The sequence below is a fragment of the Psychromonas sp. KJ10-10 genome, from assembly GCF_047323245.1.
Lineage (GTDB): Bacteria > Pseudomonadota > Gammaproteobacteria > Enterobacterales > Psychromonadaceae > Psychromonas.
The window spans coordinates 2833011-2859555 of sequence record NZ_CP178826.1 but is presented as its reverse complement, the minus strand read 5'-3'; the positions used below and the strand labels follow the sequence as shown (position 1 = coordinate 2859555).

Below are 26545 nucleotides of genomic sequence, written 5' to 3'. Positions count from 1 at the left end.
AATCAGGTTAACAATGAGCACTCAGAACCAAATAAAAGCCACTATTGAACAATTAAGCACACAGCTTGAAGACTATAATTACCAATATTATGTATTGGATGATCCTTCTGTTCCTGATGCTGAGTATGATCGAGTATTTCAGCAATTATCTGCATTAGAAAAACAACACCCTGAATTATTATCCGCGAACTCACCGACGCAAAAAGTAGGGGGCTCGCTTTAAGTAAGTTTGAACAGGTCACTCATAGAATACCTATGCTTAGTCTGGACAATGTATTTGAAGCACAAACCTTAAAAGATTTTATGAATCGTGCACAGGAAAAAGCAGATAGCCAGAACATTGCTTTTTGTATTGAACCTAAACTTGATGGTTTAGTCGCCAGCATCATTTATGAAAATGGATTATTGGTACAAGCGACGAACTCGTGGAGATGGACAAACCGGTGAAAATGTCACCGAGAATGTAAAAACGATTAAAAGCCTTCCCTTAAACTGCGAGGCGAAAAAGTCCCCGCTTTATTAGAAGTCCGTGGCGAAGTATTTATGGTTAAAGCTGGCTTTGATAAGCTCAATAAAAAACTGATTGATGCGGGTGAAAAGCCCTTTGTTAATCCACGTAATGCCTGCCGGAAGTCTTCGCCAATTAGACTCAAAAATAGCGACCAGTCGTCCACTTGGTTTTTATTGTTATTCAGTTGGAGTGTTTGAGGGAGAATTGGCTAACAGCCAATTTGAGCGTATTCAACAACTAAAAGCATGGGGTTTACCGGTTTCAGATGAAGTGAAAAAAGTGACTGGTGAGCAAGCATGTATAGAATATTATCAAGCGATTGAAGAAAAGCGTCCTAATTTAGCCTACGATATTGATGGTGTTGTTTACAAAGTTGATGATATAGCACTACAGGAAAAACTAGGCTTTGTTGCACGAGCACCACGATGGGCAACCGCCTATAAATTTCCTGCAGAAGAAGCGATTACAACGGTAGAAAATGTTGAGTTTCAGGTTGGGCGAACTGGGGCAATTACGCCAGTTGCTAAACTAAAGCCTGTATTTGTTGGTGGTGTTACAGTGTCTAATGCCACATTACACAATAAAGATGAAATTACCCGTTTAGGTTTATTAATCGGTGATCAAGTCGTGATTCGTCGCGCAGGAGATGTGATCCCGCAAGTTGCACGAGTATTAATTGAAAAACGTGACCTTCTTAAAACCATCCCAATCGTGTTTCCTGAGTTATGTCCGGTTTGTGAAAGTCAGCTAGAACGCATTGAAGGCGAAGCTAAAATTCGTTGTTCTGGTGGCTTATATTGTGGCGCACAACGTAAAGAAGCGATAAAACACTTTGCATCTCGTAAAGCATTAGATATTGATGGTTTAGGTAATAAGCTGGTGGAGCTATTGGTGGATCATAATTTAATTAAATCACCGGCACAATTGTTTGATTTAACGCTTCAGCAACTTTCATCTTTACCGCGTATGGGTGAAGTGTCTGCGAAAAAACTTATTAATAGTTTACAGGTAAGTAAAAAAACCACCTTAGCACGTTTTTTATATAGTTTAGGAATTCGAGAAGTTGGTGAAGCAACTGCGAATAATTTAGCGAATCACTATTTGACCATTGAAGCTATTAAAACTGCGTCAATTGAAAGTTTACAATCGGTTTCCGATGTAGGTGAAGTTGTTGCAAAACATATTTATTACTTTTTCCGTCAAGATCATAATATTGAAGTGTTAGAGCAGTTGATTGAAGCTGGAATTCATTGGCCAGAGATCAAAAAAGTTGAACAAAGTGCCTTATCCTTAGATGGAAAAATATTTGTTATTACAGGTTCTTTTAATACAATGTCACGCAGTGATATTAAATCTGCCCTACAGGATTTAGGAGCGAAGGTTGCTGGTAGTGTCTCCAAGAAAACCACCACAGTGATTGCTGGTGAAGTCGCGGGTTCTAAATTGACCAAAGCTCAGGAGTTAGGCATAGAAATTATGGATGAAGAAACACTCATTAATTTGTTAAAGTAATAGTAATTTAGTTATCAAGTGAAATTGGTTAGTCAATAATCGGCATTGCTATAAAGATAAGGTGTTTAAATGAAGAAAATTAAGAATGAATCGCGACTGTTGCAACATGCTATCAAATTAGGAGCAAGTTATGCCCTTAAACGTGGTTATGCAGGGATAGATGGAACAACTTCTTCAAAGGATAAGCAGGAAGTTATTTACCGATTATTAGTTCAAGATAAACTGATTACACCACTTAGTACAAAGGATGAGACGACGGCAAATATCCGTCATAAATTAGTTGTTTGGATAATGAAACATTTACCTCCAGAACACTCCCTTTTACAGTAAATAGTTGAGAAATTTAATGTTATTAGCACCATTTTATAGCACAAAAGAAAAGCAAATTTTTGTGTCGGCAGAACAAGCGAGCAACTTTGCAAAGCGTCAATGTTTTGATTTTAATCCAATTCACGACCCAGAAAACAAACGTTTCTGTGTACCGGGTGACTTGCTTTTTTCATTGGCGTTACATACCTATGGCGTCAGTGAGTCGATGAGTTTTACCTTTACCAATATGGTTGGTGCAGATGTGGGGCTGACTTTTCCTGATACCGATGATGAAACAATCATAGTCACTAATGATCAGGGGAAAAGTGTTTTAGAAATCACTCGTAAAGGTCAAGTTAATAAAGATCCTGAGTTCATAGAGTCCTTAATTAACAATTATGGGCAATTCTCGGGACAAAACTTCCCTTCAGTATTAATGCCGTTAATGAAAGAACCAGGGGGTGATGTTTAATACAAATCGCCCACTAGTAATGTATAACAGCATGAGCTTTGAATTTTCATCATTAAACTTCACTCATCCAATGGGACTTAAATTAGCAAAAAGCACATTAGATGTAGAGCCTAAACGTGCCAATAGTTTTTTATATTTTGACCTATTTGATGGTGATAAAATTCAAGGCCAAGGTATTAAAAAATTAGTTGTTGCAGGACTTAAACCCTATCAAGATGAGGCGATTAATGCCTTTGCCGCTCAATACGAAGCAAGACGTGATGCATTCAAAGAAGCGCTAAGTTAACAGAAGCATTTGATAGGTTAATGAATTGCATGAGAAAAGCCTCTAAGTACATTGTTTAGAGGCTTTTCTATATAAATCACATGATAAATCACATGTTTAATATAATTAATATTACTCTGCTGATGCACTTGCTTTTGCTCGCAGATTCTTCAATTAGTGGCTTAAGTTCACCAGTTTGGAACATTTCCATAATAATGTCACAACCACCAACTAATTCACCGTCTACCCATAGTTGTGGGAAGGTTGGCCAATTTGCATATTTTGGTAATTCAGCACGAATCTCAGGGTTTTGTAGAATATCTACATAAGCAAATGGAGCACCACATTGCATTAATGCTTGAGAAGCCTGAGATGAAAAGCCACAGCTTGGTAATTTTGGTGAACCTTTCATATAAAGAAGGATGTTATTTTCACTTATTTGGCTCTTAATCTTATCTAAAGTATCCATTTTTCTTTCCTATTAATGATTTTTATGAATTGTACCCCTTAATCACGTTGATAAAAACGTTATTATCAATAAGGGTAATAACCCGAAAGGCCAACATGTTGCGCCTTATCTTGATATCCGAGCTATCGACTGATAAATGCATCTTAATTGATAACGGGTAGAGTCGATTTTACCATAAAATATGTTTGACATAGATCATTTAATTTCAGAGAATCAAACAACTTAATAATGAAATAGTATTTGTTATTCCGTAATTATTTAATAATTACATCACATTGGAGAAAATATCATGGCAATTGAATTACCAGCGTTACCTTTTGAAAAAAATGCTTTAGAGCCTCATATTTCAGCAGAAACATTAGAATTTCATTACGAAAAACATCATGCGACTTATGTTACGAAATTAAACGGCTTAATTGAAGGAACTGATTTAGCAGACAGCTCACTAGAAGATATTATCAAAAATAGTTCTGGTCCATTATTCAATAATGCAGCGACAGGTTTGGAATCATACTTTCTATTGGAACTGTTTAGCACCAAATGCTGGTGGCGTACCAACAGGACCGATTGCTGATGCAATCGATGCTAGTTTTGGTTCTTTTGATGCATTCCAAGCGACTTGGAATGATAAAGCCGTTAATAACTTTGGTTCATCATGGACTTGGTTAGTGAAAAAAGCTGATGGCAGTTTAGAAATCGTAAACACATCTAATGCAAGCAACTCCGTTAACTGATGAAAGTGTAACTACTCTATTAACAGTAGATTTATGGGAACATGCTTATTACATTGATTACCGTAATGTGCGTCCTAACTACCTAAATGGTTTCTGGGCACTAGTTAACTGGGATTTTGTTAATGCAAACTTTGCATAATTAACATTTTTAGTTAAAACAAAAAGGGATAACCAGTTTGGTTATCCCTTTTTTTATTCACTTTTAAAGCCTCAACTTATTCATTAATTTTGTTATTCCTAGTTGCAACTCCTTGTTAAATATTCAGTTATTAATTGAATCCGGTGGTCATGTCAATTAGAGTTAGTTACCCTTCGAGCTGACAATGTTTAGCTATTTGTTAACATTACAAGGAAATAAAGTGATAGAAATATTAGGCATTGTTGCTTCTTTATTAGGAATATTAGCTTTCTTTGCCGTTGCGCCAAAAGAACTCGCTAAAAACTTAAAAGGTTGGTTTGTTGATCCCATCTCATCAATTAAAAAACAGAATAATAAATTAGACATTAGAGAATTATTTGATTTACTTAATGTTGAAGATATTCGTGAAGCTAATCTATTTATTAAAAAACCATTGAAAGTAGATAACTTTGATTGCGAAATTTATCAATATGAAAATCAATTACGCGAAGACTTATTAATTATTAAGGCATCTGAAATAAAAGCCAAAACTGATCAAGCTAATAAAAATGGTGTGACGCTAGACAATAATGCTTCTTTTGCTTTAAGAAGAATTGATGTTAATAGGCCAGAGGGTAAGGATGGTAAACGTCAGAATATATATAAATTGATCCTAGAAGAAACGGATTATCATAGTTTTGTTTTCCCTAATCTATGTTTAGATAAAAGTTATTACAATGAATTAACTCAGGAAGAGCATTTATTAAGAGATACTTTATCACTCGATAAAGCATCGCTTTCTATTACTAATTTATCAGACTATCCAGAGTGTCAATTTAAAATAGGTACAGGCACTTTATTGATTACAAAGGATGATTATTTAATTTGTTCGGTGAGGTCAAAAAATCAATTTGTCGCTGGGAAATTAAATAACAACGAAGTTGCTGTACATTTGTCGGCAGACTGAAGGCATGTATCGTTCTGTAAATAACCCTTTAAGTAGTGATGTACTCATTGATGGCAAACCTTCCCCCTTTGCGACGAGTGCGCGTTCAGTGATGGACGAATTAAATTTAGAGGAAACACATTTTAATATCGAAGATATTAGTTGCCTTGGTTATTTTATGGATTTAAAAAGAGCACAGCCTTTCTTTTTATTCTATTTAAAAGTGGATTTGACCCTTGAGGATTTTTCTCTATTTATTCCAACAGTAGTACTGATATTCATGAAAATGAAGCTATTTTTGCTTTACCAAAAAACTTTGCAAGTATTAAAGGGTTATTTGACGGGAAAAAGTTAGCTGACTTAAATGCGAAATATCCTAAGGTTTATCAAGACTTCTTTACCACTAACAGTGCAACCAAAGTAAGGATTGCATCCAATCATGCTAAAACAGGTTTTGCGACCTACGCCTTCAAAGATTTAGGGCCTATTAGTAAATTTTAACGATGTAATTTTTCGCTGGTATTAAAATATCTTAGTTATGATTAAAGTTCGCAGAATAAAATGCGAACTTTAATTCAATAAAATTTCTAGAGAGGAGGATCAACTTTATCTGCCATTGAAGTATTAATTCGGAACCATCCTGCTATCGAGTAACGATCTCTTGTTGCAGGCAGTACTTCATGGGGAAACTCCTCACTTAAAAAAGCGACAATAGTGCCCATTAAAGGGACCACTTTTATTCCTTCGTTATCTTGATTGTCTTTATATAAAACCAATTCACCACCTTCCTCGGGTAACCATTGGCTATTAAAATACACCACGATCGTTAATACACGATTTGACTCACCACGGAAGGCATCAATATGTCGCTTGTAATAATCACCAGGGCGATAATGTGCATAATGGCTTTCAAAGGAAAATAACCCTAAGAATAAACGCTGATTTAAAAATCCTTGTAGGTGAGTCGCCCATTCTAACCATTGTTTACCCGCGAGGCTTTCGCCTGTGATCCAACTAATTTGGTCAGTTCTGACAAAGTCATTTTTTAAAAAGTTATCACCACGGCCGATGCCAGCATTCTTAAATTTATCTGCTTGCATCATTTGTTGATGTATAAATAAAGCATTGCATAATTTTGGTGGTAAAGTCAGCGGGTTTAATACTGTAACCCTGATTGTAAATATCATCTGATATTTGTACCAATAAAGATTCATCAAATGATTTATTATCATTGAAATTAATAACGTTATTTAAAGCTGACAACGCCAACTCCTTTTAAGCAAGTGTTGAAATAATTATATGAAGAATGATTAACCTGAGTCTTTCAGAGGTGGGGTTGATAGCAAATTGCTATTTCCATAAAGCTGATTTATGGCGAAAACTTTCGTCTGTTTCTTGCTAAGGTAATGGCGCGGATATTGGCATTAAAAGCTTAAAAGAACAATCTATTTTATGTTATTAAAATAAGCGATTTATTATTAAAAAAGAGACTAATTTTTTAGTCAACTCACATTGTTTTATTTAATGTTAAATATTGATAATCAATTAGTTGTTTAATAGCAGGCTAAGGTTGCTTATCATGTAAATGTCAATTATTGTGTTTAATTTTTGTTAATGATTATTTAACGTTAAAGAGAATAGTTTTTCTGAGGAATAAAAAATTGAAAGTTGTAAAGGCTATGCAATCTTCTCAAACTATTGTAGAAAACCTGATGCAAATATACTTACATGAAATATCTGAGCATACTGGGCAGAGTATTTTAAGCAATGGTAAATATGATCTCGGAAAATACTTCTCTTGTTATTGGACAGAGGCAGAAAGGTATCCCTATTTATGTCTAGTCAATAATGAACCGATTGGTTTTGCGCTGGTCAGACAATTATCAAAGAATCATTTCTGTATAGCCGAATTTTTTGTCAAAGAAGCATACCGCAGAAAAAGCTTAGCGACACAATTTGCACATGCTTTATTCAATTTACACTCAGGTACTTGGCAGGTTGCGCAACTTGAAACTCATAAAATAGCACAGGTATTTTGGCGCAAAACAATATCATCTTTTACCAGCCAACAATTTAGCGAACAATGGTCTGAATCTCAACCTAAGGGCCCAATGCAAGTTTTTAGCTCAATCAACTAAAATTAACTTAATACAAAGGATATAAAAATGAAAAAATATTTATCAGTAGGTATGGTTTTACTTTCAGCATCTTTTTCAGTTTTTGCAACGGAAAGTCTAGTAAAGTATGAAAGCCAATATTCAGTTAATGAAACAGCTGATCGCTTTGAAAACATTGCTAAAAACAAAGGTTTAACAGTTTTTGCTAGAATTGACCATCAAAAGAATGCCAGCTCTGTTGATTTACAGTTACGACCAACACAGGTGATTATTTTTGGTAATCCTAAAGTGGGTACGCCTTTGATGCAGTGTGAACAAAGTGTTGCTATTGATTTACCACAAAAGGTATTAGTTAGTGAAGATGCACAACAAAAAGTTTGGATAACTTATAATAATCCTGAATACCTTAAAGAACGTCATCAAATTTCTGGTTGTGACCAAGTTATTGATAAAGTTTCAGGCGTTTTAAGCAATCTATCTAAAGCAGACTATTGCGAAATAAATAAACAAGTTGCGCTTATTGTTAGGTTTGTAAGCGAAACGGAGCGAACCTAGGAGAGGTCAAAATGAAAGGAACTATCCTTGAATATAATGAAGAAAATCGTAGCGGTGTGATTTCTGGTGATAACGGTGAACGTTATTATTTTAATATTGAAGAATGGAAAGGGACATCATTACCTAGGCAAGGTAATAAGGTTGATTTTTCTGCAACCGGTGAAAATGCGCAGGCCATTTATGCCGATTCAACGTTAATGGCAGGCTCTTCTAAAAAGATTGGTACGCTTTGTTTGCTTTTTTCCTTGGCTCCTTCGGTGCGCATAAATTTTACTTAGGTTATACCAAACAGGGAGTGATCATGTTGCTCGTGTTCCTATTTGGTTTCATTCTTTTAGGCATTCCATCAATGATTATTGGTGTTATTGCCTTCATAGAGTTTATTATGTATTTAACTAAATCAGATGAAGAGTTTGAGCAAATTTACGTACAGGGTAATAAACCTTGGTTTTAGAGTCGCTTTACTTATCAAGCTTACTTCTCAATGATTAGATATTATCGTTGACTTAGGGCAAGTGCCTCGCTTGCCTGTTTTAGCACTCCATGGAATTCCCCTAAACAAATTATTTTCCCTTTCAGTTAAAGTGAATAAAGCGAACAGTTGTAAAAATGTTATAATTGCTTCCAAGTTGTAAAAACATATACACAACAAGTCTCATATAAAAAACCATTAGTAAAAAAGTGAGTTCTAAATGCAAAACACATTGGCTGATATCATTAATCTGACACAATACCCATTAAATGATGAAAGCTTTCGTCAACATTGTAAGCAAACATTAGATGAAAATGGTGCTTTGGTTTTAGCTGATTTTTTAAGCCCAGCTTCGGTTGAATCAATACAAGTAGAAGGTCAAGAAAATCAGCACCTCGCTTATTATACGGTTAAAAAACATAATATTTATTTAACGACGCCAGATTCTCAATATTCAAATAATCACCCAAGAAATAAAGAAGTCTCTACATCTAAAGGTTGCATAACAACGGATCAAATACCGTCTCAGTCAGATTTGTTTAAACTTTATGATTCACAGGCATTTCGTTCTTTTTTATGTGCCGTTTTAGGTGAGCAGGCGCTTTATGAATATGCTGATAATCTCTCTTCGGTCAACTTGCATTATGCTTCCGAAGGTCAAGAATTAGGTTGGCATTACGATAATTCTTCCTTCGCTATTACCTTAATGATTCAAAATCCAGAAAGTGGGGCAGTTTTTGAATATGCAAAAGATGTTCGTGATGCCGATAGTGGTGATATGAATTACCCTCTTTCAGAAAAAATTCTCGCGGGTGAAGTGGCGCCTAAAACTCTTTCGATGCAAGCAGGCGCTTTAGTGTTATTTAGAGGTAGAAACTCTATGCACCGTGTTACGCCTACTGAAGGAGACCGAACTAGAATGTTAGTGGTGCTTGCTTATAATACTGAACCTGGGATTTCATTATCAGAGTCAGCACGAATGACTTTCTTTGGCCGATTAGGTTGATGATTAGGCGCTAGTAGTAGTGTCTCCAGTAATTTATTTAAATTTTGTAATCAAGATTAAAACACTGGTTTGAAAAATCCTATAGAATAATACTTCCTTGTCTCGCACCATTTTCCAATTAAGAAGGTATCACATGAACAAAAGACAATTTATTTTGCATTGTCTGCGCTTAAATCTAAAATCATACTTGATTGCTATTTTTCTTATTTTTATTGTTAATTGGTTACAGGTTGAAATCCCGCATTATATCCAGTTAGCTATCGATTTAATTGATGATGCCTCAACACAAGGTCATGGACAACTAACCCGTTATGTTTGGATCGTGGTGATCATGTCTGCATCCATGATAGTGGTACGTATTTTTTCTCGTATTTATGCGCTTAATCCGGGGAGAATAACCGAAGCTTCCTTAAAAAACGATTTACTTAAAAAGCTAAACCATCTACCAAATAGTTTTCATAGTAAATTTGCATCGGGAAAGTTAATTTCCATTATAAACAACGATCTTAGTGGTGTGCGTTTACTTTTTGGTACAGGGTTTATGCAATTAGCAAATGTCACCTTTGCCTTATCATTAACGCCCCTGTGGATGTGGAATATTTCCCTAAATTAACTCTTTATTCAGCAATTCCTATCAGTGTTGGTTTTGTCATATTTCGTTATGGTTTTGTGCGTATGAAGAGGTTACATGCGCAACAGCTAATTCGTTTACAGGAACTTTCCGTTCAATTAATGAATTTTTTATCTGGGATCGATTTAATAAAAAGCCAACAAATGTCACCCTGGGTAACAGCAGAAGCAGAGAAACGTAACCAACAGTTACTCGATTGTAAAATGCAAATTACGCGTATTCAAACCTTTATTATGCCAGTGTTAGAGTTTGCTAATAATTTAATGAAGATTTTGATTTTGGGGCTGGGTGGGTACATGTTACTAAGCCAACAATTAACGATTGGTGAAATTACTGCTTTCCTTTCTTATTCTGTTTTATTGGCGTTGCCATTAATGCAATTGGGTCGTATTGCGACTATTTATCAACGAGGAATGGTAAGTATTGAAAGCGTTCAAACGGTGCTTAACACAGATATTCCAGAGCAGGATTTACAACAACTATCTAAACAAAATATTGATGCTTTAAAGGGCAAAACTCTTTCTGTAAGAAATTTAAGTTTTAGTTACCCGGGGATCAACGTTTAATTTTAGATAATATTAGTTTTGATATTCCTGCTGGTAAAAAGGTTGGTGTATTAGGGAGTATTGGTTCAGGAAAAACGACATTAGTAAATTGCTTAAACCATCATCTTGATATTAATAAGAGAAGTATTTTTGGGGTGATAAAGATATCACCAACATGTCGCGCAAGGATTATCGCCGTTATATTAAAACTGTCACGCAAACACCTTACCTTTTTTCGGCGACTATCGAAGAAAATATTCGTTTTGGAAGTAAAGGTGCAACTAAATCAGATATCGAGGCTGTGCTTAATTTAAGTCAATTGGCTGGAGATGTATCCCGCTTCGATAAGGGTGATCAAACCTTGGTCGGAGAAAAGGGCATTATGCTTTCTGGTGGACAGAAACAACGTTTAAGTATTGCACGTGCTTTACTCACACCAAGTGATGTGATCATTATGGATGATGTACTTTCAGCCGTAGATTATGAAACCGAACGAAAAATATTACAGGGCGTATTTGCTCGTTTGTATAATCAAGTCGCTTTGGTTGTTTCTCATCGTGTTAGTGCACTCGAATATATGGATGAAATCATCGTGCTCAGTGAAGGGAAATTAATTGCTAAGGGAAGTCATCAATCTTTATTAAAAGATTGTCCTTATTATTATGAAACCTGGCAGTTGCAACAAAACGAAGCGGAGGATAAAACATGTTAAAAGCGGTAGATATTCTTCATTTAAAACATTTTTTGAGTTTTGTTAAAAAGTATAAAAGAACAGCTTGGTTAGGCGTTGCCATGCTACCTTTGTCTGTTATCACCAGTTTGCTGTTTCCTTGGTTAATTATACAAGTGATTGATGTGCATCTTGTACAGGGAAATAGAGAAGATTTATGGTTACATATCTTCTATCTGGTTGTGGTATTGGTTATTAACTATTTTGTTGATGCAATTTATGCTTTTAATCTAAGAAAAACTGGATTGAATTCGATTACTGATATGCGTGCAAGCACTTTTTGCACGAGTACTTAAACTGCCACGTCGTTATTTTGATAATACACCCACAGGGGTGACGCTTTCGCGATTAACCAGTGATTTAGAAAGCATTGGTGAATCCTTTGTACAATCGCTGGTGGGCTTAGTTAAAGATTCAATAAATACAATCGCATTGCTGATCATGATGTTATTTATTAATTGGAAACTAGCATTAATAGTCTTAATTGTAATGCCTCCAGTGATGTTTTTAACTGTGCATATTCGTGACCGCTTACGTAAAGTACACCGTAAATCTCGTTCAAGCCTAGCGCGTGGGATTGGTTATTTACAGGAGGTTTTATTCGGCGTTAAAACAGTGCAACTGTATCGTGCTGAGGTGGCCGTTGAGGAAAAATACAAAGTTTATAACGATGAATTTTTAGACGCGCAAAAAAGTGTTAATAAATACGATGCGATATTATTTGCATTTATTTCGGGAGTGACATCAATAACCATCGCATTAATGATTTGGTATGGTTCTGGTCAAGTGATCGAAAATGCATTAACACTGGGTGTGTTGATTGCTTTTATAAATACCTTAGAAAAAGTATTTGTACCAATTCGTGATTTTACCTCGCAAATTGCCACTATTCAGAGTTCCTTTGCTTCTTTTGATCACATCGAAGAATTGTTTGTCGAACCGATGGAAGAAGAGGGCCGAGATTTATATCCTGAGCATATTATTGAAAATGCTTTACAGGACTTTAATAGTTTAGAGTTTATCAATGTCAGTTTCCGCTATGCGCCAAATTTACCCTATGTGCTTAAAAATGTTTCCTTCAAGCTAGAGAAAGGGCATCAAATAGCACTGGTTGGTTCAACGGGGTCGGGAAAATCAACTATTCTACGTTTAATTTCTAAAACCTACCAAGATTATGAAGGTAGTATTCTTTTAAATGGTTTAGAGCTTTCCAAAATTTCCATTGAAAACTCCGTACAACATTTTTCATTGATGATGCAGGATGTGTTTTTATTTGAAAAAAGTGTTCGCTTTAATATCGCCTTGGGTAATGAGAGTATTTCTGAGTCGCAGGTTGAGGAAGTCGCTCGCTATGTTTATGCAGATACTTTTATTAATCAGCTACCAGAAAAGTATGATTTTTTATTAGATAAAAACGGCGCTAACCTTTCCATTGGGCAAACTCAATTGATTTCCTTTGCGCGTGCTATTGCACAGGGCGGTCAAGTAATGATGTTAGACGAAGCAACCAGTTCGGTTGATTCAATAACAGAAAATTTAATACAAAAAGCCATGCAACGTTTATTCACTGAAAAAACGGTCATCGCCATCGCGCATCGACTGAGCACAATTCGTCATTCTGATAGCATTTTGGTATTAGAAAAAGGCGAGATTGTAGAGCAAGGCAATCATGATCAGCTTGTTGCATTAAAAGGCGTTTATGCTGGTTTATTAAATGAGTCAATAGACAAAGAGTCTTGAATCCTAAATATGAACTATATTGAATTTAACCATTTTTGCCAGCGCGTTGCCCCATACGACCTATGTACAGCAATGGGGTGGTTCCCACGTTTGGAAAGTTGGTGATAAAGTATTTGCTATTGGAGGCTGGGGAGCGGATAAGCAAGTTGCCTTTGTGTTTAAAACTTCAGATGTTAATTTTGAATTTTTAAAAGCTAGTGAAAATTATCAACCTGCCCCTTATTTTGCAAATCGTGGCATGAAATGGATCCAACTTTTCCATAGCACTGACGAAAATGATGAAGATTTAAAATATTACCTGAACGAGTCATATCGATTGGTTTCATTAGGTTTAACCAAAAGAAAACAAAAAGAAATTGGCTTGAATCAATCCTAGATTAAATGAATTTTTTTCTGTTTTTATAAAAGTTATTTTACTGTCATAACATCACTGAATCTGTAAAATGACGCTTCTATCATTTCTCTCTATTTTTAAAAAAGGTAAATAATTTTGACACTAGATCAAATTGAACTATTTAAAGCTTTCGCCATTATTCTTGGCCTTGCCGTGGCTGGATATGGTTACGTAAAGGGGCACCTAAAACAAAGAAGAGCAAAAAGTAAAAAGCTCTTAGCTTTTTTCATGAAAAAATTTCAAAATCAGATATTCAACAGTGGGCAAAAATCTTTCAGGCAAGTAATGCAACTTCAGGTGCAAAGAGTGGACATTATGTTGTTAACAAAAAATATTGCATTAAATAAGTTACTTCAAGCTAACGCACCTGATAATGGTTGCACGGAAAAAATAGCAACTCAGATTGAATTTATCTGTTCACAAGTATTAACAGACAAGTATGACTTACCCTCTATTGTGTTAGAAATTGGTCAGTTAATGACGGTGATTTATGATTGGTTTAAAGATGACGAAACCTTTAAAGAGCAGTATCCCAATTTCGTTAAAGTCATGTCGACTAAAAATGTTCACTCTATGCCTAAAACCGAACTTGTATAACCTCATATATTGAGAAATATTGATGACTTATGATTTAAGTAAACGTTTAGTAATCGGTGTTGCATCAAGTGCAATGTTTGATCTCGTTTGAATCAGACCAAGTCTTTAGAAGTAAAGGCGAAGAAGAATACAGAAAGTATCAATCAAATAACATTAATAACCCCTTAACCAAAGGAACGGCATTTTCCTTCGTAAAACGTTTATTGTCTTTAAATGATTTAAGTGATGATGCAAAGGAAAATCCATTAGTGGAAGTGGTTTTATTATCTCGCAATGACCCTGAGACAGGGTTACGAGTAATGAAATCAATTGAGCACTATAAATTGCCTATTTCAAGAGCCATTTTCATGCAGGGAAAATCTCCCTACGATTATATTCCTGCGTTAAATATCTCCTTGTTTTTATCAGGTAACCTTAATGACGTCAGAAAAGCAATTCAGCGTGGTTATCCCGCAGGGCATGTTTTGCCTTCAACTATTATCGATGAAGAAACCGATGACTTAAGAATAGCCTTTGACTTTGATGGTGTGTTGGCCGATGACGAATCCGAAACCGTTATGCATGAAAGTAATGACTTAACTAAATTCCATAGCCATGAAACGAAGAATATTCTTCAGTCACATAACCCCGGGCCATTAAAAGAATTTTTAGTTAAAATTTCAGCTATTCAAAATATTGAAGAACAAAAAAAGAAAACCGAAAAGAAATATAAAAACAGACTTCGAGTTTCTATTGTTACGGCTAGGAATGCACCTTCCCATGAACGCGCTTTAAATACTTTAAGAGGTTGGGGGTAATGGCAAATGATGCATTTTTCTTAGGAGGTGTTGATAAAGGGTTAGTTTTAGGTGTGTTAAAACCACATATATTTTTCGATGATCAATCAAGTCACCTTAACTCGACAAGCAAAGTAGCACCCTCAGTTCATATTCCCTTTGGCGTGAAAAATAAAGCAGTTCATAACGACGATGAAACAGAGTAAATTTCTGTTATTTAATGTTTTCTACTTTCACAAAGCATAAAAAACACCACTCAATTGAGTGGTGTTTTTATTTTTAACTTGGGATACGTTTACAACGTAAACCTTTCCACTGAACTATTTAATGATACTGCAGACTCTTGCAGGCGTTGTGCCATTTTAGAGTTATTATCTGCGGTATCAAAGGTACCTTTTGCCATATCATTGAGTGTCACAATACTCGCATTGATTTCTTCGGCGACAACAGTTTGTTGTTCTGTCGCCGTTGCAATTTGATTGTTCATATCTTGAATTTCTTCTACTGAACTATTAATTGCTTCTAAGGCTTGATTAGCTTCATTAGACTTATTAGCCGTTGCTTCTGCGCTACTGGAGTTTGTTTGCATTAATGTTACTGAACGACTTGCTTCAGCTTGTAAATTGGTGATCACCTGTTGAATTTCATCGGTGCTTTGTTGCGTTCTATTAGCAAGGTTTCTAACTTCATCTGCAACTACCGCAAAACCACGCCCTTGTTCGCCAGCCCTTGCACCTTCAATGGTCGCATTTAATGCTAATAGATTGGTTTGCTCAGCAACACCTTGAATGACATCTAAAATACTACCAATATTATCAGTTTGTGAAGCAAGACTTTTAATCACTTCACCCACTTCATCGATACCCGTTACTAAAGAACTAATATCACGGTTCATATCATTAACAACACTCATACCATGTTGCGAGTGTTGTTTTGCCTCATTCGCCGCAGAAGAGGCTTGTTGTGCATTACGAGCAACCTCTGTGACTGTCACAGTCATTTCATTCATTGCTGATGCCGTTTGCTCAAGTCTATCCATTTGTTGCTCAGCAGTCACTGTAACCGCTTTTGCAGATTCGCGTATTTGCGTAGAAGATTCGTTAACATCGGAGCTGGTTTTATTGATATCACTAATGGTTATTTTAAGATGCCCAACCATTTTAAGTACCGCTTGATAAACACCTGTTTCATTGCCCGTAGTTTCAGACTTAATGCTAAGGTCGCCATCAGCAATTTTTTGTACCATATTCTTGATGGTATTTGGTTCTCCGCCAATGGGTAAATACATTAACTTGTTTACTAATAAATAAGTAATGATTAAGGCAATAACAATAAATGCTAAGGCAATAATGGCGGTGGTATAAAGGTTATGATTAGAGGCAGAGTTAATTTGTGAAGTGCTGTCCCAAGACCAAACATTCCAGTCTAGATTTTCTATTTTTGCTGAAGCAACAAAATAATCTTCACCTTCGTATTGATAGTTATGAGAGTTAGCTTTTTCATGCTTTACTTTATCGTAGGTAGGGTGGCTGGTGAATAAGTTATCACCTAACATATCAAGGTTATGAGCAACTAAAATATAGCCATCTTCACGAGAAACGTATACCTGCTGGTTATCAGATAGTTCATTTACAAAGTTAGTGATTAAATCAACCTTGATGTTAACTGCTAAAATACCCACTCGTTTTGCTTCTCGCATGATTGGCACGGCTAAAGCAATGGCATTATCACCTTCACCATTAACATAAACTTTTGTGATAACTTGATTTTCACCTTCAAAAATTCGTACATACCATTCGCGTTTTAAATCTCTAGCATTCACATTAGGTACAAAACCATTTGCCAAAGAGGCGTAGATATCACCATTTTTCATACCAATATGTGCACCTAACACTTCAAATTTGTTTGCTATTGATTTAAGCGATTCTAATACAGCTTGTTCATCAACTTGCTCGTCACTGGTAACGGCTAATTCAGCAGAAACTGCATTAAGCACATCAAACATACGTCCTACTTTTTGATCTAGGGCTTTGGCGATGAGAAAGGATTTTAATTCTAAATTTTCATCGTATTGTTTATTCGATTCAGATTTGAAATTGACAAAACCAACACTGGCAATGATTAATACGACACCAGTAATAAGTCCCCCATCAACAGCATCATTTTTAATTTTAAACTCATTGAGCATTTCCTTTTAAATTTTTATTTTTGAAACTTTTTACCGAAGATATTCAGCCAATTAAAGAAGGATGTTTATGTTTCTTAAAAAGTGATTTTTATATAACAAATAAGTGTATGCCACTTTATTGATAAAGCGAATGAGCAACGCATTTATTAATGCATATTGTATTAACTTTTGACCTAAAACAGCTTATTTATCATTTATGGGATAATATCGGCATAAATTGAATATTAATGAATAAAAAAACATCGACAGTTTAAGTGATTATCGTGATTTAAAAGTTATCAGTAGATAATTATTCACTTTGATATTAAGATCGCGATACATTTTTTGCGTGAGAAATTAGATGAGTACCTCTTTATTAGATGAGTTAACACAAGCTTTACAATGTCTTCCAGGTGTTGGTCCTAAATCAGCACAACGAATGGTTTATCATCTGCTAGATAAAAATCGTCAAGGAGCACTCAAGTTAAGCCATGTTTTAGAAAGAGCGGTAAATGATATTGGTCATTGCAAACAGTGTCGTACTTTTACCGAGTCTGAGTTGTGTTACCTTTGTGCCAATGAAAAAAGAAATAATAATGGCAGTATCTGTATAGTAGAAATGCCTGTTGATGTTTTGGCTATTGAGCAAACGGCTTTATTCTCTGGCACCTATTTTGTGTTAATGGGGCATCTTTCTCCACTTGATGGGATCGGGCCAGATCAGCTTGGGTTAAATCTACTGGCAACACAATTAGCTTCAGGAAAAATTAACGAAGTCATTTTAGCAACTAACCCGACCGTTGAAGGTGAAGCAACAGCTTATTACATAGCAGAAATGGCAAAAAAACATGGCATTAAAGTGAGTCGAATTGCACATGGTGTGCCAGTGGGTGGAGAGCTTGAGTTTGTTGATAGTACAACGCTATCGCATTCCTTTTCAGGTCGCTCAGCGTTCTGATAGTAAATTTTATTATTCAATCATTAAGTCTTGCTACTTAGAAACAAGACTTAATGATTTGCTTCGAGCTTCGAGCTTCGAGCTTCGAGCTTTTTAGCTTTTTAGCTTTCCAGCTTTTTAGCTTTCAGCTTTCCAGCCTTTTAGCTTTCCAGCTTTTTAGCTTTCAGCTTTCCAGCCTTTTAGCTTTCCAGCTTTTTAGCTTTCAGCTTTCCAGCCTTTTAGCTTTCCAGCCTTCAAGCCTTTAATTCCCTAATTTTATTTTACGCGTTGAACCTACTTTTTTCTTGTTGGTTAAATGCTTCTTAATAGTTGACTTAGCTCTGCCTTTGCCGTTTGCTTGTTTGAATTGCCCCAAACCAGTATGGCGACTTAATGCCGGTTTACCTTGATTATTTGTCGACTTTTTAGTCGCCGTTTTTAATTCATCGCGCGATTCTGGTGGTACTAAACAATGTGCTGAACGGCCAATCAATTGGCGCGCTAAACCTAGTTTTTTAAGCACTTCTCGAATCTGTGGCCAGTTTTCAGGCACATGATAACGTAAAATCGCTTTGTGTAATCGACGTTGGCGAGCACCCTTAGTGATCAATACATCTTCACTGTCTTTATTAACTTTATGTAAAGGATTCTTCTCGGTGTGATACATAGTTGTCGCATTCGCCATCGGAGAAGGGTAAAAGTTTTGTACTTGATCTAATTTAAAGTTATTGCTTTTTAACCAGATCGCTAAATTAATCATATCTTCATCGGTTGTTCCCGGATGAGCTGAAATGAAATAAGGGATCAAATATTGTTTCTTATTGGTCGCTTTAGAATATTTTTCAAACATTTGTTTAAACGCTTCGTAGCTAGTCATGGTTGGTTTCATCATCTTATCAAGAGGGCCTTTTTCAGTATGCTCAGGCGCAATTTTAAGATAACCACCAACATGATGCTCAACCAATTCTTTCACATAACGTGGATCTTCCACAGCGATATCGTAACGCACACCAGAAGCGATCAATATTTTCTTAACACCTTTTAACTTTCTCGCACGTCGATAAAGATTAATAGTGTGTTCATGATCGGTATTCATATGATGACAAATATCAGGGTATACACAGCTTAAACGGCGACAGGTTTGTTCCGCTTTAGGACTCTTACATTTCAAGCGATACATGTTAGCCGTTGGACCACCTAAGTCAGAGATGACACCTGTGAAGCCTGGCACTTTATCACGGATAGTTTCAATCTCTTTGATAATCGAATCTTCAGATCGACTCTGAATAACACGACCTTCATGCTCTGTGATAGAACAGAAAGTACAACCACCGAAACAACCACGCATAATATTAATTGAAAAACGGATCATATCGTAGGCAGGAATGGTTGCATCACCATAACTCGGGTGAGGAACTCGTTGATATTCAAACCCAAAAACGGTATCGATTTCTTCAGTGGTTAACGGATACGCTGGTGGATTCACCCACAATAAGCGTTGACCATGAAACTGTGCTAAAGCACGTGCACAACCCGGGTTGGTTTCTTGATGTAATACACGCGAGGTATGCGCATAAAGTACTTTATCTGTTTTTACCTTTTCAAAACTTGGTAGTTGGATATAGGTTTTTTCCCAGGGTTTCTTTTTATATGATTTTGCTAAAGGCGGCAGAACCGTAATGGGTTGAGTGGCATCCTCTTGAGATGCACTACTTTGATCAGCTATTTGTTGAGTCGCACATTGCACATTAATATCAGCATAAGGGCTAATAATAGGGTCAATTTTACCTAATTGATCAACCTGTTGTGAATCGATGCCATCCCAGCCAGGTAATGCTTGTTTAGTTAAAATCGCAGTACCGCGAATATCTGTCATTTCTTTAACAGGTTCACCTAAGGAAATACGATGTGCAACTTCTAATAAAGGACGTTCAGCATTACCATATAATAAAATATCGGCCTTTGAATCTAATAACACTGAATGACGTACTTTATCTGACCAATAATCATAGTGTGCAATACGACGTAAACTCGCTTCGATACCACCAATAACCACTGGCACATCGTTATAGGCTTCTTTACAACGTTGCGTATAAGATAAAACAGCACGATCTGGACGTTTGCCACCTTCGTTATTAGGTGTGTAAGCATCGTCATGGCGCATACGACGTTCAGCAGTATAACGATTGATCATGGAATCCATGTTTCCGGCAGACACACCAAAAAATAGGTTAGGTTTACCCAATTTCATAAAGGCATCTTTACTGTGCCAATCGGGTTGAGAAATGATACCAACACGGTAGCCTTGAGCTTCTAGTGTTCGTCCAATAACCGCCATACCGAAGCTTGGGTGATCCACATAGGCATCTCCCACAACAATAATAATGTCACAACTATCCCAACCTAGTTTTTTCATTTCCTTGCGCGACATGGGTAAAAAGGGCGCAGGTTTTTCATTACGTCCTTTAAAAGAAGGATAAGAAAAAAGAGGGCGTTCAGCCTGTAATAGATCAAGACTCATTATTGTTGCCTGTGCTAGTGAGAAGTAAATAATCGCGCAGTCTAACATAACAGTTTAAATATCTTAACCGCGAAATTTATGAGGGAATGGAAAGATTTATTAAGTAGAAATAGAAAGTGTGGCGTTGCTATTGATTTTTAAGGATTGATTAAAAAATAGTGACTAAAAAGGGTGATAAATAATCACCCTTTTTATTGTAATAATTATGCTGGTATCACGATAGGATCAGCTAAGCGACCAATCAACTGGCCAGTTTCAACTTTTACATTATTGAGCATCACATCAATAATATCCCCGAGTTGCATTTCAGTTTGTCCTGCAAAAATAACTTTTCCTAACTCACGATCACAGGTGATTTGCTTCGCTTGTTTAGGGTTTGCACATAATAAACTGCTTGGAATAAAGAAGGTCGCGCCATTTTCTTGGACACGTACTCTTAAACCCGCTTTTACAATATCAAATATTTCAGCTTTATAACGCCAGTCTGAATTAACTTGGTCTTTTAAGTATTGACTATAAAGCAGGTTATTAACGTCACGTTCTGCAAGTCGTTGTGTTTTACGAGCCTCGTTTAAGTGAACCCCAATGTCTTCGCTGACATTAACATTTGTAGTTTTCATTAAGATTGACTTAATAAGGCGATGATTAATTAAATCACCGTATTTACGAATAGGAGAGGTCCAAGTCGCATAACTTTCAACACCCATAGTAAAGTGTTCCGCAGGCGTACTCTTAGTATCAGCGTAGGCAAGTAATTTGCGTAGGCGATGGTCTAAGTAGTTATTATGCAACAACGCTGTTTGCTGGCGCATCTCGGTATAGCCTTTTAACGTACTTAATGTTTCTGCACTCGTTTCAATATTATATGAAGTTAATAATTCAACCGCTTTAGTTAAACGGTCTGAAGCAAAACCAGAATGCACATTAAACACGCCTTGATGTTTATGTTTTGCTAAAAATTGTCCAGCACAAATATTAGGCGCAATCATAGACTCTTCAACAAGACGGTTTGCGCTTCTGCGTGGCTCACATAAAATTTCATACACTTCACCTTTATTATTTAATTTAAAGGTGTAATCAGGTTGGCTTTTAAATACCACATTATTTTCAGTTCGCCAGGTGAAACGTTTAAGGCTTGCTTCACTGAGCGTTTGTAATTGTTGTGATAATTGAGAATTTGGTTTCCATTGGTCTTTTTGTTCTGAATCATTTTCTAGATAATTTGAAACATCACAATAATTTAGGCGGTAATGAGATTTTATCCAAGCCGCAAAAAATTGCGTTTCTCCGACAATTTCACCTTCAGGATTAATCGCTATTTTACAACATAGTGTCGCACGCTTTTCGCCTTCCTTAAGAGAGCATAAGCTATCACTTAAGTCTCTTGGTAACATAGGCACATTGAAGTTAGGTAGATACAGGGTAAAACCACGTTTTTTAGCTTCAGCATCCATGTCACTCGATTCATCAACATAGGCACTTGGGTCTGAAATAGCGACAAATAAAGACCAACCGTTATCGGTCGTTTCTATGTATAGCGCATCATCCATATCCTGTGTGTTAATACCATCAATAGTGAAAAAGGGCAGTTTGGTTAAATCTTGGCGTTCAAGCTCAGGATCAAGCACCTGCCAAGGATGATCAAATTCTGGTGCTTTACTTGGTAGGTTATGTGCGGCAACTGTAATTAACCGATAAGCGAAGGGGTCATTTGCATCTGCGATTTTTTGAATCACTTCAACTAGAAAACCTTTACCCTCGTTTAATGCGTGTTTTAACAGTTTAACAGACACCCAGTCACCATCTTGGAAACCTTTATCCTGAAGTTTTTGGCCACCTTGAACTTTGAAAAAACCTTTAATCAGTGGATTATAAGCAACAATGGTAATTTTGTTGTTTTGCAGTGATAAGCGCGCAATAAATTGTTGTGTTTCTGTTTTCTTCAGCTCATGAGGTTCAGCAGAACTTTTATCTCCATTAACACGGATAAATGCATTAATACGATCGCCGTGTAACACTTTTTTCATATCATTTGGGGCAATGAAAAAACGTTTTCCTTTCTCGGTTTCCAAAAAACCATAACCTTTATCTGTTGCTTTTACGATCCCTTGTCGTTTTGGTGTATCTTGTTGGATCTTCTCTTTTAATTGACTAAGCAACGGGTTGTTTTGAAACATAGAATAAACCTTAAAAATGAATGCAGGTTAAAAAAGCATAAAATATAGGGAATATAAAGATTTATGACCTGCAATAAAAGGGGCAATTGCAGTAAATGGGTAAATTTCAAAATAATATGAAAAAGAGCTTGGCTTTTGCCTTAAACCTGTTTAATATGCGCCTCGTTCTGCGGAGGGGTGGCAGAGCGGCTGAATGCACTGGTCTTGAAAACCAGCGAGGGTTAATAGCTCTCCGAGAGTTCAAATCTCTCCTCCTCCGCCACATTTGAAAAAGCTCATTACTGAAAAGTAATGAGCTTTTTTGCTTTTTAATGGTTTCTTACATTTGTTATTTTTGACCCAATAACAAATATTATTAAATAAATGTGATCAACAATCTACAGGACTAACAATACCGCGCTCATGCAAACCAACAACATGCAAATAGATCTGTGTTGTGCTGATATCGCTATGGCCTAACAACTCTTGAATATTACGTAAATCAGTTCCTGCCTCTAATAATCTCGTTGCAAAACTATGACGAAAAGTATGACAACTCGCTTTTTTCATGATGTTTGATTTTTTGATCGCTTGTTTCACTTGGCGTTGAACACTCTGCTCAGAAATATGGTGTCTTCTACTGATATTTGTTTGGGGATCAACTGACAGTGTCTTTGCAGGAAAAAGATATTGCCAGGCAGGCTCAAATTCCGCGCTTGGGTATTTCCGTGATAGTGCCCCAGGTAAATACACTGAACCAAAACCTTCTGCCAAGTCTAACTTATGTGACAATAGGCTTGCTTTCACTTGAAGGTTTAATAATGGTATTAATGAGCTCGGTAATAACGTCCTTCTAGACTTAGCTCCTTTAGCTTCGTGTACAACAATACAGTTCATGCCGAAGTCGATATCTTTTATCCGCAAGCGAGTCGTCTCTGAAATTCTTAATCCGCACCCATACATTAACTTTGCGCATAATTTATAGATACCTGATAAATCATCAATGACTATATTAGCTTCGGAATGAGTAAAAACAGTCGGCAATTGCCTTGGTTTGGTTGCGTACTTAAATTTCAAGCCTTTAATGTCAATTTTCATAAATTCACGATACATAAATATAATCGCGTTAAGTGCTACTTTTTGTGTATTACTGGTGACTTGCCTTGCTACTGAAAGATGTTGAAGGAAATCTTCAATTTCCCCATTACTCATTTTCTCAGGATGTTGATAATGGTGAAAACGAATAAAAAAATAAACCCAATAACAGTATGTTTTCTCAGTTCTGTAAGAGTAATGACGACTTCTGATAAAAAGTCGAAAACGATCCATAAAACGAGTGGAATCAGTTGATATTATTTTTTGAACATCGTACATAGATCCTCCGCAATACATTTTTACTGTTTTTATTTACAGCGTTATAGTCTTTTATATTAATAAAACTAGAAATTATGTCACTGTGACGCTTTTCCTGAAAACTAATAAAAAGCATTTAAATTGAAGAGAATGAAGGAAATTTTTTAATTTTATAAATGAAACAGTAGCTTAGAGGTATTCTAAAAAATGTAGATATACAACACAGTGACGTAATAGTCGATTCACAATTTTGTGTAATAGTGTTTATAGTTTGTTGATTTAATTTGTTTTTATAGCTATTGTGGTATCTTTAATAATATAAGTTATACAACATGTATATTATGTCACTTGTTTGTATATAAAGCTGTTAGGTTTCAGCTCACTGTTCATAGTAAGCTGAAATTTTGAAAGTATTAAGATTGCGGGATAGCGTCGGCAGGTATTTCAGTTTGTTCATTTTGATCTTTAATCAAAGCTCTCGTTTGTTTTGCTGTAAGTGTTACTTTAGTTTTTGAATCTAGGTGTACTTTTCCAAGAGTCTGAACGTCTTCTTGGGTGTAGGTTTGGTTATTAGGACTATTTTCCGTCATTTGTAATGCAATGACGGCAGGACTAACACCTTCTTCAAGCATTCTTCCTGCACGTTCAACAGTTGAACCTGAACGTGATGCTGGGCTTGATACTTTTTCGATTAAATCGGTGCCAGAATCAACGATGTTTTCGGTAATGGTAGTCATATTTTATCCTCGGTTAGTTTGCAAAGGCTGAGTGAAGCGACCTTATACATATGAGGATAAAATGAACAATTTCAAGTGTGGATTTTTGAAACCTAACAAGAGTTTTCAAGTCGGACAAAAAACAGTTGGCTTTGCTTCACTTCGTTCCACATTATAGCCAACTATTTTTTGCCGCTTAAAACGGCGTTAAATTGCAAAGGAGAGTGCAGTGTCATTCGCTAGTATGATGAAAGATAAAATAAAAGTACTCAAATCTGATGGACAAGAAAGTGTAGAGCTATCTGCGAGTGTCCAAAGTAAAGGGATCTACTTAATGAGTGCGTCTGTACTTATTGAACCTAATGATTTGATTCAACGAAAAATGTCAAATGGTGGAACTGAAACATTCCAAGTTTTAGATCCTGGGTTTCATGAAGCTATGGGGCGTAATATGCCTGCTCACTACCAGATGAAAGTTAAAAAACTTGGTCTTCCTGAAACAGAAAAAGCCATTCAATCCATTACTTATAACCTTAATGGAAATAACACTCGGGTTAATAATGATTCAACAGATAATTCAACAAATATTGTAAATATCAACAACGATGTTGCTGAGCATATAGCTATGCTACGAGATGAAATCAAAAGACTTATAGATTCAACTGAAAAACAAAATGAAGCATATGAAATCGTTGATGCAATTGAAGGGCAATTTGACTCTGCTAAACCAAGCAAAACAGTTTTAAATACCCTGATAAATGCTTTACCAAGTGCAGGAAGTATCGCTTCGATAGGTTCATTTTTATTAACTTGCATAGGAGGTTAGTATGAAATTAGATAAATACGTTGAAGAAACAATTAAACAAGTTATTACTGGCATTGGTGCAGACTAAATCTTTTGGTGAACAACATAATGCACAAGTTAATCCCGCATCAGCATCTTTCTCTACCACTAATAGTACCAATATAATTTATTGCACAGAAACAGGTGTTCCTATTCAAGAAATAAAATTTGATATTGCTGTTTCAGTTACAGAAGGCAGTACTGAAACTGATGCGCCGGAAATAACAGTTGGTAGTGCAACTGTCGCAGGAAATAGCTCCACAACAGGAACATCTAATAGTTCGGTAAATAGAATACAATTCAGTATTCCAGTGTTACTACCTCTTTCGGGGCAAAGGCGCTAATGCAATTTAACAAGTTGCTTAAACGGACAAAAAACAGTTGGCTTTTGCTCGTTCCTCGCTATTTTAGCCAACAACTTTTAGCCGCTTAGCAAAGCGTTATATTTTTCTCTAAATGTTGTATATATAAGGAAGTCTTAATGAATTACGATGTGATTGCTTTAGCATGTGAACAACTGAGTTACAGAGACAAATTTCGACTCGCACAATTGCTAATTCAAACTGCTCGCAAAGAAGAGGAAGTTGAAAATCCTCAAAAAAGAACTGAAGCACCTGTTCAAAAAGCTCCTGCTAAAATCGTAGAAGAAGCAGAAATAGACACAATTCAATATGTCACAGAAACGTCTATTAAAGCTGAAACCTGTAAAAGTGAAATCCTTAACTAATTCAATAAAGTCTATGTTTCAATTTCAAGGTGGGATTCCTGATTCTGACGTTGAGGATATTATTGGAGAGCTTCGGAAAAGGAAGTATATAGAGGTTAATAACAACAACGTTAGCTATCCGTAATTAAAAATATAACAAGGCAATCAAAACGGACGCATTACGGTTGTCACGGTTTTTGCCAAAAACAAAAAGCGGCAAAAACAGCACCAACCTACGCGCCATTT

The 26545-nt window shown here is 36.1% G+C and carries 26 protein-coding genes, 1 tRNA gene and 6 pseudogenes; 25 read left to right on the top strand and 8 right to left on the bottom strand.

What is annotated here, in order from left to right:
- Positions 1-13: 13 nt before the first annotated feature.
- From ligA to ACLKMH_RS16475, 4 genes and pseudogenes are all read left to right on the top strand, one after another.
- A pseudogene (ligA, locus tag ACLKMH_RS16490) lies at positions 14-2023 on the top strand (NAD-dependent DNA ligase LigA).
- 69 nt (positions 2024-2092) lie between these two features.
- Positions 2093-2353: a DUF5062 family protein gene (locus ACLKMH_RS16485; protein WP_413699119.1), complete on the top strand. Its 261-nt coding sequence runs from the start codon at positions 2093-2095 to the stop codon at positions 2351-2353.
- 16 nt (positions 2354-2369) lie between these two features.
- The gene (locus tag ACLKMH_RS16480) at positions 2370-2804 is read left to right on the top strand and encodes a DUF3581 family protein (RefSeq protein ID WP_413699118.1); all 435 of its coding nucleotides are present in this window, start codon (positions 2370-2372) and stop codon (positions 2802-2804) included.
- Positions 2797-3090: a DUF3581 family protein gene (locus tag ACLKMH_RS16475; protein WP_413699117.1), complete on the top strand. Its 294-nt coding sequence runs from the start codon at positions 2797-2799 to the stop codon at positions 3088-3090. Before ACLKMH_RS16480 ends, ACLKMH_RS16475 begins: the two co-directional genes overlap by 8 nt.
- Positions 3091-3178: 88 nt before the next feature.
- Here the strand turns inward: ACLKMH_RS16475 and grxD are convergent, their stop codons facing one another.
- The gene (grxD, locus tag ACLKMH_RS16470; protein WP_413699116.1) at positions 3179-3538 is read right to left on the bottom strand and encodes a Grx4 family monothiol glutaredoxin; all 360 of its coding nucleotides are present in this window, start codon (positions 3536-3538) and stop codon (positions 3179-3181) included.
- Between the two features lie 289 nt (positions 3539-3827).
- Here grxD and ACLKMH_RS16465 point away from each other — a divergent pair.
- The 3 genes and pseudogenes from ACLKMH_RS16465 to ACLKMH_RS16455 all read left to right on the top strand — a co-directional run bounded on the left by ACLKMH_RS16465 (position 3828) and on the right by ACLKMH_RS16455 (position 5691).
- Positions 3828-4411: pseudogene (locus ACLKMH_RS16465) on the top strand (superoxide dismutase).
- A gap of 220 nt (positions 4412-4631) precedes the next feature.
- Positions 4632-5357 carry a hypothetical protein gene (locus ACLKMH_RS16460; RefSeq protein ID WP_413699115.1) on the top strand — a complete coding sequence of 242 codons (726 nt, stop codon included), beginning with the start codon at positions 4632-4634 and terminating at the stop codon, positions 5355-5357.
- A gap of 4 nt (positions 5358-5361) precedes the next feature.
- Entirely contained in the window at positions 5362-5691 is a 330-nt protein-coding gene (locus ACLKMH_RS16455) for a hypothetical protein (protein WP_413699114.1), read from the top strand.
- Between the two features lie 232 nt (positions 5692-5923).
- Here the strand turns inward: ACLKMH_RS16455 and ACLKMH_RS16450 are convergent, their stop codons facing one another.
- A complete protein-coding gene (locus ACLKMH_RS16450) occupies positions 5924-6439 on the bottom strand; it encodes a 2OG-Fe(II) oxygenase (protein ID WP_413699113.1) in 516 nt (171 codons plus the stop codon).
- Positions 6423-6599 (bottom strand): hypothetical protein, encoded by a 177-nt coding sequence (locus tag ACLKMH_RS16445; protein ID WP_413699112.1) that lies wholly within the window; start codon positions 6597-6599, stop codon positions 6423-6425. Before ACLKMH_RS16445 ends, ACLKMH_RS16450 begins: the two co-directional genes overlap by 17 nt.
- Positions 6600-6997: 398 nt before the next feature.
- Here ACLKMH_RS16445 and ACLKMH_RS16440 point away from each other — a divergent pair, with 398 nt between their 5' ends.
- The 13 genes and pseudogenes from ACLKMH_RS16440 to ACLKMH_RS16380 all read left to right on the top strand — a co-directional run bounded on the left by ACLKMH_RS16440 (position 6998) and on the right by ACLKMH_RS16380 (position 15105).
- On the top strand, positions 6998-7474 hold the full coding sequence (locus ACLKMH_RS16440) for a GNAT family N-acetyltransferase (protein ID WP_413699111.1): 477 nt from the start codon (positions 6998-7000) through the stop codon (positions 7472-7474).
- A gap of 27 nt (positions 7475-7501) precedes the next feature.
- Positions 7502-8008 carry a DUF302 domain-containing protein gene (locus tag ACLKMH_RS16435; RefSeq protein WP_413699110.1) on the top strand — a complete coding sequence of 169 codons (507 nt, stop codon included), beginning with the start codon at positions 7502-7504 and terminating at the stop codon, positions 8006-8008.
- A gap of 11 nt (positions 8009-8019) precedes the next feature.
- The gene (locus ACLKMH_RS16430) at positions 8020-8286 is read left to right on the top strand and encodes a hypothetical protein (RefSeq protein ID WP_413699109.1); all 267 of its coding nucleotides are present in this window, start codon (positions 8020-8022) and stop codon (positions 8284-8286) included.
- Between the two features lie 23 nt (positions 8287-8309).
- Positions 8310-8462, top strand: a complete 153-nt coding sequence (locus tag ACLKMH_RS16425; protein ID WP_413702474.1) for a hypothetical protein — start codon at positions 8310-8312, stop codon at positions 8460-8462.
- 238 nt (positions 8463-8700) lie between these two features.
- Complete coding sequence (locus ACLKMH_RS16420) at positions 8701-9486, top strand: 2OG-Fe(II) oxygenase (protein WP_413699108.1); 786 nt, start codon at positions 8701-8703, stop codon at positions 9484-9486.
- Positions 9487-9619: 133 nt separating this feature from the next.
- Positions 9620-10683, top strand: a pseudogene (locus ACLKMH_RS16415) (ABC transporter transmembrane domain-containing protein).
- Positions 10683-10751: pseudogene (locus ACLKMH_RS16410) on the top strand (hypothetical protein); the annotation flags it as partial. The pseudogenes ACLKMH_RS16415 and ACLKMH_RS16410, both read left to right, overlap by 1 nt.
- A gap of 77 nt (positions 10752-10828) precedes the next feature.
- Entirely contained in the window at positions 10829-11374 is a 546-nt protein-coding gene (locus tag ACLKMH_RS16405; RefSeq protein ID WP_413702374.1) for an ATP-binding cassette domain-containing protein, read from the top strand.
- Positions 11368-11688: a hypothetical protein gene (locus ACLKMH_RS16400; protein WP_413699107.1), complete on the top strand. Its 321-nt coding sequence runs from the start codon at positions 11368-11370 to the stop codon at positions 11686-11688. Before ACLKMH_RS16405 ends, ACLKMH_RS16400 begins: the two co-directional genes overlap by 7 nt.
- The gene (locus ACLKMH_RS16395; RefSeq protein WP_413699106.1) at positions 11660-13132 is read left to right on the top strand and encodes an ABC transporter ATP-binding protein; all 1473 of its coding nucleotides are present in this window, start codon (positions 11660-11662) and stop codon (positions 13130-13132) included. Before ACLKMH_RS16400 ends, ACLKMH_RS16395 begins: the two co-directional genes overlap by 29 nt.
- A gap of 9 nt (positions 13133-13141) precedes the next feature.
- Positions 13142-13508, top strand: a pseudogene (locus ACLKMH_RS16390) (MmcQ/YjbR family DNA-binding protein).
- Positions 13509-13622: 114 nt separating this feature from the next.
- On the top strand, positions 13623-14123 hold the full coding sequence (locus tag ACLKMH_RS16385) for a hypothetical protein (protein WP_413699105.1): 501 nt from the start codon (positions 13623-13625) through the stop codon (positions 14121-14123).
- A gap of 56 nt (positions 14124-14179) precedes the next feature.
- Positions 14180-15105 (top strand): annotated as a pseudogene (locus ACLKMH_RS16380) (5'-nucleotidase).
- An 89-nt stretch (positions 15106-15194) separates the two neighbouring features.
- On the opposite strand, the gene ACLKMH_RS16375 reads toward ACLKMH_RS16380, so the two are convergent.
- On the bottom strand, positions 15195-17087 hold the full coding sequence (locus ACLKMH_RS16375; RefSeq protein WP_413699104.1) for a methyl-accepting chemotaxis protein: 1893 nt from the start codon (positions 17085-17087) through the stop codon (positions 15195-15197).
- Between the two features lie 340 nt (positions 17088-17427).
- Between ACLKMH_RS16375 and recR the strand changes: the two genes are divergently transcribed.
- Positions 17428-18024, top strand: a complete 597-nt coding sequence (gene recR / locus ACLKMH_RS16370) for a recombination mediator RecR (RefSeq protein ID WP_413699103.1) — start codon at positions 17428-17430, stop codon at positions 18022-18024.
- 241 nt (positions 18025-18265) lie between these two features.
- On the opposite strand, the gene ACLKMH_RS16365 is transcribed toward recR, so the two are convergent.
- Positions 18266-20524, bottom strand: coding sequence for a YgiQ family radical SAM protein (locus ACLKMH_RS16365; protein WP_413699102.1), 2259 nt, complete (start codon positions 20522-20524; stop codon positions 18266-18268).
- 203 nt (positions 20525-20727) lie between these two features.
- Positions 20728-22701 carry an exoribonuclease II gene (locus ACLKMH_RS16360; protein WP_413699101.1) on the bottom strand — a complete coding sequence of 658 codons (1974 nt, stop codon included), beginning with the start codon at positions 22699-22701 and terminating at the stop codon, positions 20728-20730.
- Between the two features lie 171 nt (positions 22702-22872).
- Here ACLKMH_RS16360 and ACLKMH_RS16355 point away from each other — a divergent pair.
- Positions 22873-22963, top strand: a tRNA-Ser gene (locus ACLKMH_RS16355).
- Positions 22964-23070: 107 nt separating this feature from the next.
- Here the strand turns inward: ACLKMH_RS16355 and ACLKMH_RS16350 are convergent.
- Together ACLKMH_RS16350 and ACLKMH_RS16345 are read right to left on the bottom strand one after the other, a co-directional pair.
- Positions 23071-24054: an integron integrase gene (locus ACLKMH_RS16350; RefSeq protein ID WP_413699100.1), complete on the bottom strand. Its 984-nt coding sequence runs from the start codon at positions 24052-24054 to the stop codon at positions 23071-23073.
- Positions 24055-24446: 392 nt separating this feature from the next.
- Complete coding sequence (locus ACLKMH_RS16345) at positions 24447-24770, bottom strand: hypothetical protein (protein WP_413699099.1); 324 nt, start codon at positions 24768-24770, stop codon at positions 24447-24449.
- A gap of 208 nt (positions 24771-24978) precedes the next feature.
- On the opposite strand from ACLKMH_RS16345, the gene ACLKMH_RS16340 reads away from it, so the two are divergent.
- The 3 genes from ACLKMH_RS16340 to ACLKMH_RS16330 all read left to right on the top strand — a co-directional run bounded on the left by ACLKMH_RS16340 (position 24979) and on the right by ACLKMH_RS16330 (position 26320).
- Positions 24979-25575 carry a hypothetical protein gene (locus ACLKMH_RS16340; protein WP_413699098.1) on the top strand — a complete coding sequence of 199 codons (597 nt, stop codon included), beginning with the start codon at positions 24979-24981 and terminating at the stop codon, positions 25573-25575.
- Between the two features lie 20 nt (positions 25576-25595).
- Positions 25596-25937, top strand: a complete 342-nt coding sequence (locus ACLKMH_RS16335) for a hypothetical protein (protein ID WP_413699097.1) — start codon at positions 25596-25598, stop codon at positions 25935-25937.
- A gap of 137 nt (positions 25938-26074) precedes the next feature.
- Positions 26075-26320, top strand: coding sequence for a hypothetical protein (locus ACLKMH_RS16330; protein ID WP_413699096.1), 246 nt, complete (start codon positions 26075-26077; stop codon positions 26318-26320).
- Positions 26321-26545 lie beyond the last annotated feature (225 nt).